Source organism: Bradyrhizobium sp. UFLA05-89 (assembly GCF_059803475.1).
Genome location: NZ_JBANBA010000011.1, coordinates 17,932 through 31,711, shown reverse-complemented (window position 1 = coordinate 31,711; position 13,780 = coordinate 17,932). Strand labels below are relative to the sequence as shown.

Below are 13,780 nucleotides of genomic sequence, written 5' to 3'. Positions count from 1 at the left end.
GATGGACGCCGCCGTTTCGCCCGACATCATCCTGAAGCTCTCCAATATCGAGAGCTACTACGGGCCGATCATGGCGATCCGCGGCATCTCGCTCGAGGTGCCGCGGGGCCGCATCGTGACGCTGCTGGGTGCCAATGGTGCGGGCAAGACCACCGTGCTGAAGACCATCTCCGGCATCCTCGATCCGCAGAAGGGCACGATCGAGTTCATGGGCAGGCCGATCCAGCGCATGGAGGCCGACAAGATCGTCCGCCTCGGCCTCAGTCATGTGCCGGAAGGGCGCGAGGTGTTTCCATTCCTCTCGGTGCGCGAGAACCTGATGATGGGCGCCTATCCGCGAAAGGATCGTGACGGTGTCGCGGAGGATATCGAGCGCGTCTACGGCTATTTCCCGCGGCTGAAGGAGCGCATCAACCAACCGGCCGGCCAGCTTTCCGGCGGCGAGCAGCAGATGCTGGCGATCGGGCGCGCCCTGATGAACCGGCCGACGCTGCTGTTGCTGGACGAGCCGTCGCTGGGCCTGTCGCCGATCCTGGTGAAGGAGATTTTTACGATCATCCGCCGCGTCAACGAGGAGCAGGGCATGTCGATCCTGCTCGTCGAGCAGAATGCCAAGGTGGCGCTGGAAACGGCGCATTACGGCTACGTGCTGGAGATCGGCCGCGTCGTGATGAACGACACCTGCGACCGCTTGATGGATTCCCAGGACATCCAGGAATTCTACCTAGGCGCCAAGGAAGCCGGGGCCAGAGGCGAACGGCGCTGGAAAAAGAAGAAAACGTGGCGTTAAATATGGCGTCTCCCCGTGAACGAACGGACCGGCGGCAAGCCATGCTGCGGGAGGGGACGAAGCGGCAAGGAGGCAATGGCATGGCCCGACCGGCGGTGCTGACAGTCGCAGACACGATCGCAAAGAGCTTTTTGCGTGCGGTGGAGACGCGCGGCGACAGGCCGGCGATCCGCGAGAAGCAGTTCGGCATCTGGCAGCCGACGAGCTGGCGCGAATGGCTGGAGCTCTCCAGGGAGATCGCCTACGCACTGCATGCTTCGGGCTTCAAGCCTGGCGACGTCGCCTCCATCATCGCCAATGCCGTGCCGGAATGGATCCATGCCGACATGGGCATCCTGTGCGCGGGCGGCGTCTCGTCCGGCATCTATCCAACCGATTCCTCGGCGCAGGTCGAATATCTCGTCAACGACTCCGCTACTCGCGTGATCTTTGCCGAGGACGAAGAACAACTCGACAAGGTCCTCGCCTGCCGCGCGCGATGCCCGACGCTCGAGAGGATCATCGTGTTCGACATGGAGGGCCTGAGCGGATTTTCAGACGACATGGTGATGTCGCTCGACGAGTTTCGCGCGCTCGGGCGCAATCACATGGTCGGCCGCGAGCAGCTCTGGCAGGAGATGATCGACAGCCGCGGCCCAGGCGATCTCGCGATCCTCGTCTACACTTCCGGCACCACGGGCCCGCCCAAGGGCGCGATGCACGCCAACCGCAGCGTGACCCATCAGATGCGCCACGCCAACGATTTCATCCCGGCGAGGGAAGACGAGGACCGGCTGATCTTCCTGCCGCTCTGTCACGTCGCCGAGCGGGTCGCTGGCTACTACATCTCCGTCGCGCTCGGCTCGGTGATGAATTTCGCCGAAAGCCCGGAAACCGTGCCGGACAATCTGCGCGAGGTGCAGCCGACCGTCTTCTTCGCGGTGCCGCGGATCTGGGAAAAATTCTATTCCGCAATCACCATCGCACTCAAGGATGCGACGCCGGTCCAGCAATGGGTCTATCGCCGCGCTATCGACATTGGCCTGCGCATCGCGGATTGCCGGCTCGAGGCACGCGCGCCGTCCTTGTCGCTTGGGATCGCGAACCGCCTCGCCTACAGGCTGGTGTTCCGCAACATCCGCCGCATGATTGGCCTCGATCGCTGCCGCATCGCCTTCACTGGCGCAGCGCCTATCTCGCCAGACCTGATCCGCTGGTATCTCGCGCTCGGCATCAACATGCACGAGGTCTATGGCCAGACTGAAAATTGCGGCGTTGCCACCATGATGCCGTCCGAGCGCATCAAGCTCGGCTCAGTCGGCAAGGCCGTGCCCTGGGGTGAGGTCAGCCTCTCGCCGGACGGCGAGATCCTGATCAAGGGCGACTTCCTGTTCATGGGCTATTTGAATCAGCCGCAGAAGACCGCCGAGACCATCGATGCGCGCGGCTGGCTGCACACCGGCGACGTCGGCACCATGGACGACGACGGCTTCGTCAAGATCACCGACCGGATGAAGGACATCATCATCACCTCAGGCGGCAAGAACGTGACGCCCTCGGAAATCGAGAACCAGCTCAAATTCTCGCCCTATATCTCCGACGCCGTCGTGATCGGAGACAAGCGGCCATATCTCACCTGCCTCGTCATGATCGACCAGGAGAACGTCGAGAAATTCGCGCAGGATCACGACATCCCCTTCACCAACTACGCGAGCCTGTGCCGGGCGATCGAGATTCAGGACCTGATCTGGCGAGAGATCGAACAGGTCAACGGCAACTTTGCGCGCGTCGAGACCATCAAGAAATTCTATCTGATCGAGCGCCAGCTCACGCCGGAGGACGAGGAGCTGACGCCGACCATGAAGCTGAAGCGCAGCTTCGTGAACAGGCGCTACGCCGCCGAGATCGACGCGATGTATCGCGAGCGCGCGGTGGCGTGAACCATTCCAAGGGAAGCGAGGGAGCGATGGCCACGCCCTTTGCGCAACACGGGCCTTAAGGAGAGAGGAGACGTCGATGTCGAAATCGTTCTGGGCGTTCGGCCTTGCGGCATGCGCGGTGGTGCTCACCTGTCTGCCGGCTGCCGCGCAAACCAAGGTCACCAATGAAGGCATCTCGGCCAGCGAGATCGTCATCGGCACGCATCAGGATCTGTCGGGTCCGATCAAGGTGTGGGGCGTACCGGTCTCCAACGGCATGAAGATGGCGGTTGAGGAGATCAACGCGGCCGGCGGCATCAACGGCCGCAAGATCAAGATGATTTTGGAGGACAACGGCTACGACCCCAAGAAGGCCGTGCTGGCCACGCAGAAGATGATCGAGCGCGACAAGGTCTTCGCGATGATCGGCCCGATGGGCTCGCCGACGGTGCTGGCGGCGCAGGACACGCTGTTCGATGCCGGCGTGCTGCAGCTCTTCCCGCTGACTGCGGCCGAATTCACCTTCAAGTTCGATCCGAGCAAGCCGCAGGAGCGATTGAAGTTCAACAACCTCTTGCCCTACGTCGAGAGCACGCGCGCCGCGCTGAAATACATGATTGAGTGGAAGAACTTCCAGAAGCCCTGCATCATGCACCAGGACGACGAGTACGGCAAAAACGTGCTCGACGGCTTCAATCAGCAGCTCACCGTGATGAAGGTGCAGCCGGCCTCGATCACCAGCTACAAGCGTGGCGCCTCCGATTTCAGCGCGCAGGTTGCCAAGATGAAGTCGGACGGCTGCGATCTCGTGGTGCTCGGCACAGTGATCCGCGAGACCATTGGCGCGATGACGGAGGCGAAGAAGCTCGGCTGGGACGTCACCTTCCTGGGGGCAACGCCGACCAACGTGCTGGAAGTGCCGACGCTGGGCAAGGACGCCGTGGAAGGGCTTTATGCCGCGTCCCAATTCGAGATTCCCTACGAGGACAGCGCTAAAGGCCCGGTGAAGGACTGGCTCGCCAACTATAAGAAGATGTTCAACTCGGACGCCAATACGCAGGCGATTATCGGCTACAACACGGTGATGACCTTTGCCTTCTACGCCCAGAAGGCGGGCAAGGATCTCACGGGGCAGAAGATGCTTGACTCGCTCGAGTCAGGCGAAAAATTCCTCGACATCTTCAACTCGCCGCCGACGAAGTTCTCCAAGACCGACCACCTCGCCAACACCATCACCCAGGTGCAGCAGGTCAAGGGCGGCCGCTGGGTCCTGGTGAAGGACAATCTGATGTTCTGATCTTCGCCTCTCCCCGCAGGTGCGCCCTCTTCCCTTGTGGGAGAGGGTGGCTCGCCGCGTAGCGGCGAGGTGGGGGAGGGGGGTCTCTGCGCGAATGAGCCTCTCGCTTTCGGACTCGGTGAGGCAGACCCCTCATCGGGCGCTTCGCGCCACCTTCTGCAAGGGGAGAAGGGAGAGGCGCTGCACCTACGATCCCCCACCCGCGACGCCTGACTCCACCGGTGCCAGCTCGTCTTCCCTGCAGCGCCACCCATCGGCGGCTTTCTGGAATGCGAAGGTGCGCTGGATTCTGAGCCGGCTCGTCACATTGAAGCTTTCCTTGAAGCCTTGCTTGGACGCTGCGGCCGGCTGCGCCTTGCCGGATCTTGGGTCCCAGCAGGTGCCGGTGCAGGTCGATGCGACCGCGCTGCAGGCGGTGAAGGGCGACAGCACGACCATGTCGATATCGGCGGTGACCTTCGCCTCCTGCTCTCCGACGTTGCTGCCGGAAGCGGACACGCGACTGATGCGGACGAAGTCGCCGCAGGAATTGGCGGCATGAATCTTGGCGACGCAGAAGTCGGCGGCGTCGGTATCAGGCAGCCGTGCAGCGATCTGGCGGCCGAACACCCGCTTCGGATCGCCCTTGGCACCAAGGATATCGGCGGTCTTCCGGCTAAAATATTCGGCGAGACAGCCTTGCGCAGATGACAGCTCGGACAGCGGCACGTTCTCCTTGCCGACGAGGTCGCATTTGCGATCGCGCTCCCTTGTCCAGCGGCCGTATTCGGCGAAGGCAAAGCGGGCTTCGGTCGGGCTCAGCTTGCCGATCAAGCCGAGGACCTGGCCGTTGAGCTCCTCCTCCGCCAGCGCCAACTCCGGATCGCTACAGATCAGCGCGCCGGCCGTCGTGTTGGCCGCGAGGCAATCGAAATCGGGGTCGCGCAGGATCGCGGCGCGCTCCTCGGTCTCCCTGAGCAGGCAGGTCTTGACGCGATCGATGTCATCGGTGCGGACCGCGGTCCGACCAAAGATGCCGCAGCTCAGATTGCGCTGTCGGATCCACAGCGCGTTCTCCTCGATGGCCGGCAGACGATCCGGCAGGCGGGAGAGCCGCGCCTCGATGGCCGCACCGAGTTTCTCGGCCGCTGCGGCAAGCTCGCCATTGCCGCAAAACAACTGACCCGCGGGATCGCGCTGCTGCTCACAACGGTTCTTGACGAACAGCGGCAGCTTGTCGGCGATCGCTGGGTCTGAATTGACCGCCTGCGCGTGCGCAGGTGACATCAGCGGCACCATCGCCGCAACCATCGCCAGCACCAACGTTCGCATTCCGCTTGTCCCCGAAGCCCGCATGATACGCATGCTAGCTTCCCGGGCGGCGCGGCGAAACCGTGAATGTCCAGCCGCGCATCGGAATTGTAGTCCGGATGGAGCGCAGCGAAATCCGGGATTTCAAACGGAGATGCGGTCCCGGATTGCGCTGCGCTCCATCCGGGCTACGCAGCTCAGTTCGGGCAATCAGCGCGACGCGATCAGCGCCGAGCGGTTGTTGTCCGGCACAGCCGCAAACGCGGGCTCGTCGACGTATTTCAGCACCGCAGACTGATAGAGCACGAAGAGCGGCTGATAGGTCCGCGCCGCCTCATCCTCGACCATGGCCATGCGACGGTTGTCGAGCATCAGCCAGTGGCTGTCGAGCCTGGCGGCCGCGACCGCATGTTCCTCGCCGACTTGCGTGTCGCGCACGAAAACGATTCGCAGATCCTCGGGCGAAATGCCCGCGAGGCGCAGCGCGGCGAGCTTTGCGATCGCATAGTCCTCGCAATCGCCGGCGCCGCGCTGGAAGGTGGCGAGTGGCGAACTCCAGACGTCATCAGAGCCGTCATTGGCCGCCTTGATCGCGAGATTGATGGCGCGGTTGGCTTCACCGAGGCGGGCGCGGCCTTCGCGGCTGCGGGCCTGGTCGACGATGGCGAGCAGCTTCAATGCCGCGGGCGAGACGCAGTTGTCGCGGTCGCCGTCGCACAGCGCGAGCTGCACCATCTCGTCGTCGAGCTTGTCCTTCAGGTGAAACCACTTGTCGCGGACGCGACCGGCGGAGATCGCGAAGGCGAATAGGCCGAACGGTTCTGCGGATTTTCGCACGAGGACGGCGGACCCCGGCGACAGCAGCGTGCCTGCGCGAAGGTCGGCGGCCGATCCGAACAGGATCAATCCGCAAAAGAGCAGGACTGCGCGCCAGGCGCGCGAGTGAGCAACGGTCTCCATCTGACTTCCCCTGTCCAGCATCGGCAGGACACCCCTGACCCGCACGTGCCGGCTTTGTTTCTGGTGCGGTGATAGTGAGGGGCGGGCCGTTTTGTTCTGCTTAATGAGCCCGGCCGGGAGCCCAAAACCGAGCAACAGGCTGAAGCCGGTCTCGCCGGCTTGGGTAAAATTTTACGGGCTCAGCCCCCGGGAAGGCCCGATCTGTTGTGGAATGGAACCAATTCTCGTCGCGGGTTGAGTCGGCTGCCGAATCTGGTTCATATGGCTAATGGCGGGCTTATCTCGCCACTTCTGCTAGCCGGGTCGCAGTAAAAAGTCCGCATTTGCCGCAGTATGTCGCAGGGCGTTGCAACGGAAAGATGACACGAGTATTCGTAGGAAATTTCTTCTATTTGAATACTTTGGAATGCTTCAAGTTGTAGTACGCGCCGTCAATATGCAGAGGCTATATTCGAAATATACTATCATTATTCTTGGCAAACCCTGCCTCGCACCGGCCATGGCGATGCTGCCGCGTCGATTCCCACGAGAAATAGATGGTTTCGCTAAGGACTCGGTAATGATATGCAAGCTTAGGCAGTCGATACTTCTATAAATATTAACCCTTTCTGCGGTGTTTCCCCGTTGAATTACGCTGGCAAATTTGACGCCGCGCTTTCCATGGACGGCAAGGGTTTTCATGCGCCCGCCAATGGCCATGTCGATTCCTTTTCCGTCTCGGGTCATGGGCAGGTCCCGCACGGCGCGTTCTTTGTTCCCAATCCCAATCTCCTGTTCCATGGCGAGTTCAAGCGCGCGGGCGTCGATCTCGTCCTGTCCAATGACGGACACGAGTTCGTCATTCACGACTACTTCAAGGGCGAGAAGCGCGCGGCGATCGCCTCGCCCGATGGCGCCCATCTCACCGGCGACATCGTCAACGCGCTCGCCGGCAACGTTCAGTATGCGCAGGCGGCGCCCGGCGCCAGCGCCGCGCAGGTCATCGGCCATATCACCAAGCTGACCGGCAGCGCGACCGCCGTCCGCAACGGCGTCTCGATCATCCTGAACAACGGCGACAACGTCGAGAAGGGCGACGTGCTCTCGACCGGGTCGGACTCGACCCTCGGCGTCACCTTCATCGACGGCACCGTCTTCGGCCTCTCCTCCAACGCGCGCATGGTGCTGAATGAGATGGTCTACGACCCCAACGGGTCGAGCAACTCCTCGCTGCTGAGCCTGGTCGCGGGCACCATCACCTTCGTTGCCGGCGAGACTGCCAAGCACGGCGACATGAAGATCGACACGCCGGTCGCCACCATGGGCATCCGCGGCACAGCCGTGCTGACGGAAATCAGCTTCTCGGTTCCGTCGGGCGGCGGCGATCCGCAGCCGCAGGCGAATTTCCAGGTGCTGGTCGAGCCGGACGGCACCACCGGCTCCTACATCCTGTTCGACAAGGTCACACTACTGCCGATCGCCACCGTCAACCAGGCGGGGCAGATGATCCAGATCAGCGGCGGCAACGTCTCGGTCACCAACGCGCTGCTGTCGCCGGACGTGCAGAAGCTGATCACTGACGTGTTCTCGCTGAAGTTCACGGACAACAGCACCAACACGAAGCTGACCAACAACTCGACCGATTCGATCACGCAGGACGCCAACCTGATGCTGATCAAGACGGCGAGCGGCGCGACGGCGCAGGCGACTTTCGTCACGGTCAATCCCGGCAGCAACGGGTCGTCGACGAATACCCCCGACAAGCCGACGAGCCTCAGCCGTGTTCCTGGCGCCCCGCTTGCGAGCAGCCTCGACTCGAGCGGCAACGTGAAGACGGCGTTCACACTGAACGAGCTCGACGGCAAGACCGGCACGACGACGCTCGATGCTGTCGGCGGAAAGATCACCTTCTTCGATTTCAATCTCGGTGACCGGCCGACCGTGAAGGTGAATTTCGACTCCTTCACCTACCACAACGCCAATCACGACGACGTCACCGCCGGATTGTCGGACCTGCAAAAGGCCGACATTGCCGCAACCGAAGCCAAGATCAGCGTCGTTGCCGCCCCCGACAACAGCAACACGGGCTCGGCGACCTGGACCTACAGCGTCCCGGACGACGCCTTCGACTTCCTTGCCGCCGGCGAAACGCTGACGCTGACCTACCGGGCCCGCGTCGACAATAATTTCGCCGCCAACAACGAAACCGCCTTCATCGACATCACCGTCACGGTCACCGGCACCAACGACACACCGGTGATCACCTCGAGCGTTCCGGTCATCACCTTCGAGGGCGGCACCAGCGTCCCCGGCGGTCCGCTCACCTCAGAGGTGCCGACCTCGGGAACGCTGACTTTCACCGATGTCGATCTCACCGACACCCACAAAGTGTCGGTGAAACTGACCGGCGCGACCCTGCCGGACGGCAGCACCGTGCCGCCGGGACCGCTGGCGATCTTCGAAAAAGCGATGTCGGTTGCGATCGATACCGACAGCACCGGAACGGGCGACGGCGTCATCGACTGGTCGCTCGCCGATCTTCCCGTCTACCTCGCGGACTTCATTCCGAAGGGCGAGGTCCTGACGCTGACCTACACCGTGACGGTCACGGATTCGCAGGGCGCGACCGCGACGCGGACCATCACCGTCACCATCAAGGGGACCGACAGCCCCGCGGTGGTGTGGGTCGCGACGTCCGAGGCCGGGTCTCCGCCCGGCGGCTTCTGGAAGGACGCCGCGAACTGGGAAACCGGTACCGTGCCGACGATTAATGACGACGTCATCGTCATCACCGATCAGCTGCACGGGCTGACGCCGTCCTATCCGGTCACGATCGACGAGGCGGCGTTCGCCAAATCGCTGACCATGAACGATTTCGACACGACCAAAGGGCATAAGGCGCCGGAGGTCATCAACCAGAGCACGCTGACGATTGCGCACACGCTCGACCTCAGCGCCGATTCGATCCTGACCAATTCCGTGGGGGCCACGATTTCCGTCGGCGGCAAGGCGGAAATCCTGGGCACCAGCGTGCTGACCAATTCAGGCACCGTGACGCTCGCGGGCGGCGGCGACTTCGCCGTCGGCGCTTTGATCACCAATGCCGGCACGATCGAGCTCGCCGGTGGTACGCTCAAGACGTTGGCCGAGATCAACAATGCCGGCGGCACACTCAAGGTCGATGCCGGGACAACGCTGGATGTCGACGGCGCGACCATCGACGGCGGCAAGCTGATCATCGGCGGCGCATTAGTACTGGACGGGACGAGCGTGCTGACCAACGGCAAGCTGGACAATTCCGGTGCCGTCACCATCAAAGGGGCCGTCGCGTTCGACAACGAAACCGTCGACAACGATTCGACCATCGAAATCCAGGCCGGTGCGGCGCTGACGCTAGGCCAGGGCACCACGGTCGCTAATTCGGGTGGGACCCTCACCGTCGACGACCATGGCGTGCTGGTCCTCGATCAGGGCGAGATCACCGGCGGCACCATCAACAATTTCAGCAGCACGCTCGGTGGCACCATCGACGTCATCGGCGACAGCAGCATCAACGGCGGCGCCAAGCTCAACAAGGGCGCCGTGACGGTCGAAAGCGATGTCACGCTGACGCTCGACGACGTGACCGTGTCCGGAACCTCCATCACCGACAAGGGAATCATCAAGGTCGATGCCAGCGAGACGCTGACGCTGAAGGGTGCGAGCATTGCCGGTGGCGCGCTCAATGTTTCCGGCACGCTCTCGTCCAGCGGCGCCAGCACGATCACTGACACCTTCATCATCAACGGCAACGTGATCGAGGCGATTGGCGGCGTGCTTGCTCTCGTCGCGACGACTTCCGCCACGATTGCCAATGCCGGGACGCTGCAGGCCAATGGTGGCGAGCTCGACATCAACGGCGAACCGGTCACGAACACCGGAACGCTGGCGACGATCAATGACGGCACGCTGAAGCTGATCTCGACGACGGTCACCAACACCGGTGCCACGGTGTCGGTGGACGCGGGCTCGACGCTCGATCTCGTCGGCGCGACCATCGATGGCGGCACGCTGACGCTGTCCGGCACGCTGGTCTCGACCGGCATCAGCGCCATCAACAACGCAGATATCACCAACACCGGTACCATCGACGTCGCCGGAGGAACGCTGACGATCGACCCTGCGGTGCAGCACACTATCACCAATCAAAACCTCATCGAGGCGAATGGTGGCGAGCTCGACATCACCGGCGATCTGATCATCAACACCGGCACGCTCGAGGCGATCAAGGGCGGCGTGCTCAAGCTCGACAAGGTCACGGTCACCAACACGAAGGGGACGGTGACGATCGACGGTGCATCGAAGCTGGATCTGTCCGACGTCACGATCAACGGCGGAAGCCTCGGCAATGCCGGCAAGATCGATCTGCACGACGGCGCGTCGCTCTCCGGCGCGGACGGTTCGGCCTTCGCCATCACCAACTCCGGCGAGATCGAGAGCTGGGGCTCGACCTCCATCAGCGGCGCCATCACCAACACGGGCAGCATCGAGATCGACAGCGGCACCATGACGCTGTTCGGTTCGCTGTCGGGCTCCGGCTCCGTGACCATCGATGCCAATGCGACGCTCGAGGTCAACGCCACGGTCTCGCAGACCGTCACCTTCTCGGGCGGCGCTGCCGAGCTCAAGATCGACACCGCGTCATTCGGTGGATCGATCACGGGGCTGACTGCGACCGACAAGCTTGATCTGTCGAGCATCGAATATGGGCTTGGCACCTACGCGACCTTTGCCAGCAACGCCGACCATACGGGCGGCGTGCTGACCGTGACCGACGCCGACGGCCACAGCATCAGCCTCAACCTCGTTGGCGACTACAGCAACGCGAATTTCGCGGGCAGCGGTGATGGCACCGGCCACACGCTGATCACGCTCAAGGCCGCCGACGACGGGCCGAAATTCAGCGCTGCAGAGACCTCCCAGAGCGCGAGCTTCAGCGAACTCGCCGATACGACCGGCGCGCCGAGCATGACCACCGACCCGACTCCGGCGGCAACTGGTACGATCCACTTCACCGACGTCGACCTGACCGACCGTCCGCAAGCCACGATCACGGATCAGACCGTGACGTTGCTCGACACCGATCAAACCACGCACCTGACGCTGACCGCGGACGAGGTGACGGCGCTCGAACAGGCGCTGACGCTGCAGCAGGAGGGCAACCACAACAACGGCGCAATCGGCTGGACCTATTCCATCCCCGACAGCGCACTGGATTTCCTCGGGCAGGGTCAGACCGCGACCGTGGTGTCGACCATCACGCTGGACGACCAGCATGGTGGAACCGATACCGCCGAGGTGACCGTCACGATATCAGGCACGAACGACGCGCCGACGCTGGATGCGGCGACGCTGGCCTCGGTCGGCGGCGGCAACACGGATCCGGGCGGGGCGGCCGTCAGCGATCTCTTCGCCGGCAAATTCCACGACGTCGACCATGGTGCGAGCCTCAAGGCGATCGCGATCACCGCCGACAACGCCACGGAAAGCCAGGGGACCTGGCAGTACGAGGTTGCAGGCACCGACCAGTGGGTGGACATCGCCGGCGTGAGCGATACCAACGCGCTGGTGCTGAGCCCGGACACGCTGATCCGCTTCGTGCCGGCCCACGGCTATAGCGGCACCCCGGGCACGCTCGACGTTCACGCCCTCGACGACACCTATGCCGGCGACATCACAGGCGCGGCGCCGGTCTCGATCGACATCACCGCTACAGGCATCGGCCACGGCGGCTCCTCGCCCGCGTCGGATCTCGCCGCCTCCATCAGCACGGAGGTGACGGCACCGTCGAACGTCGACGTGTGGACGGGCAGCGTCGACCAGGACTGGAACAATGACGGCAACTGGTCGCTCGGGCACGTGCCTACCGTGACCGAGACCGCATGGGTCGATACCGACGAAAAGGTCTATCTGGACCTCGGCGACAACGGCGCCACGATCGGCGGGCTGACACTCGGCAGCGCGACCAAGCTCGACATCACCGGCACCGACAACAACTCCGAGTCCGGGAGCATCGACAGCTATCTGGTGGTGAACGGCACCCTCGCCAATCACGGCCATATCGACGTCGCCGATGCCTATCTCGGCGCCCCACAGCACGTCATCAACACCGGCACCATCGACGCCGACGGACGATATGGGATCGTGAGCTTCGCCAACCTGCCCGGCAGCGTCGTCGACAACGCCGGCGGCACGCTGGAGGCCGACGACGGCGGGCATATCTACTTCTTCTACAACACCATCAACGGCGGAACGATCGACCTCGTCGGAGAGGACTCGGTCGCGCTGCTGGCCGCGTCGATCGTCAACGGCACGACGCTGACCGCCGACGAAGACTCCTATTTCGAGGTTCTGGGCAACACGACCTTCAATGGCTCCACGAGCGCCATATCGGTCGGCGGCGACCTCCATATCGACGTCAACGGCAAGCTCGTCCTCGAGGGCACTGTCAATGACACCGGCTCCGTTGCCAACCATGGCGTTCTCGTTGCAGACACTGGCGCGACGACGATCCTCGGCGATCTCACCGGCTCCGGCACTGTTCAGATCCTGAGCGCGAGCCTCGAGCTCGGCGGTACCTCCGATTCCGCGGTCCAGTTCGTCGGCTCCGGCGTCGGCACGCTGCATCTGGATGCTGCGTCGCACTTCACGGGCACGGTGACCGGGTTCAGCTACGGCGACAACATCGATCTCGCCGGCATCGACCCCAAGAACGTTTCGCTGGTCTCGACCGAAGGCGGGCTCGAGGTCCATTACGGCTCGGGCGATGGCGACTACTTCACCATCGCCGGGCATTACGACGAAACCGGCTTCAGCAAGAGCAGCGACGGCAGCGGCGGCACGGAGCTCGTCTGGAGCCACCAGTCGCCGGTGATCGACACCACGCATTTCACCCACGCCCACGACGAGGCGACGAATACCGACACGGTCACGGGTCTGTCGGTCTCGGGATCCTCGACCGAAACCTACACGGTGACCGCACAGACCGAGGGCGCGAAGGAAGGCAGTAACGTGACGCCGTCCTTCATCGATGGTGCGTCGCTCGACCAGGTCAACACGGCTCTCCACAGCGTGACCTACGATCCGGGCGTCACGCCGCCCAATACCGACATGATCACGTTCAAGGTGACCGACAGCCTTGGCGCCAGCGACACCGTCAACTTCATCTTCGACGAAGGCGGCTCGGGTCCGGTCACGCTGACCGGCACCAGCGGCAAGGACGTCATCTTCGCCACCGAGTCCAGCGACACGCTGATCAGCGGCGGCGGGCAGGACCAGTTCGTGTTCGCCCCGGCGTCAACGACGGACGCCGTCCAGCACACGGTCTATGGCTTCGATACGATCCAGGACAAGATCGACCTGCGGCAGTTCGATACCATCAATTCGGTCGCCGATCTCACCATCACGCAGCAAAACACCGATACGCTGATCACGCTGGACGATCACGAGACGATCCTGCTCAAGAACGTGGCCGCCGGCAACCTGCATGCCAGCGACTTCATCGTCACGAGCCACGGCACGACGTAG

The 13,780-nt window shown here is 63.2% G+C and carries 6 protein-coding genes; 4 read left to right on the top strand and 2 right to left on the bottom strand.

What is annotated here, in order from left to right:
* Position 1: 1 nt before the first annotated feature.
* The 3 genes from SO139_RS08415 (at position 2) to SO139_RS08405 (ending at position 3,985) form a co-directional block, all read left to right on the top strand.
* A complete protein-coding gene (locus SO139_RS08415; RefSeq protein WP_449379201.1) occupies positions 2-790 on the top strand; it encodes an ABC transporter ATP-binding protein in 789 nt (262 codons plus the stop codon).
* Between the two features lie 80 nt (positions 791-870).
* Positions 871-2,709 carry an AMP-dependent synthetase/ligase gene (locus tag SO139_RS08410; protein ID WP_449379202.1) on the top strand — a complete coding sequence of 613 codons (1,839 nt, stop codon included), beginning with the start codon at positions 871-873 and terminating at the stop codon, positions 2,707-2,709.
* Between the two features lie 76 nt (positions 2,710-2,785).
* The gene (locus SO139_RS08405) at positions 2,786-3,985 is read left to right on the top strand and encodes an ABC transporter substrate-binding protein (RefSeq protein WP_449379203.1); all 1,200 of its coding nucleotides are present in this window, start codon (positions 2,786-2,788) and stop codon (positions 3,983-3,985) included.
* Between the two features lie 186 nt (positions 3,986-4,171).
* On the opposite strand, the gene SO139_RS08400 is transcribed toward SO139_RS08405, so the two are convergent.
* On the bottom strand, positions 4,172-5,296 hold the full coding sequence (locus SO139_RS08400; protein WP_449379204.1) for a lysozyme inhibitor LprI family protein: 1,125 nt from the start codon (positions 5,294-5,296) through the stop codon (positions 4,172-4,174).
* A 189-nt stretch (positions 5,297-5,485) separates the two neighbouring features.
* On the bottom strand, positions 5,486-6,235 hold the full coding sequence (locus SO139_RS08395) for a transglutaminase-like cysteine peptidase (protein ID WP_449379205.1): 750 nt from the start codon (positions 6,233-6,235) through the stop codon (positions 5,486-5,488).
* 624 nt (positions 6,236-6,859) lie between these two features.
* On the opposite strand from SO139_RS08395, the gene SO139_RS08390 reads away from it, so the two are divergent.
* Entirely contained in the window at positions 6,860-13,780 is a 6,921-nt protein-coding gene (locus SO139_RS08390; RefSeq protein WP_498539945.1) for a FecR domain-containing protein, read from the top strand.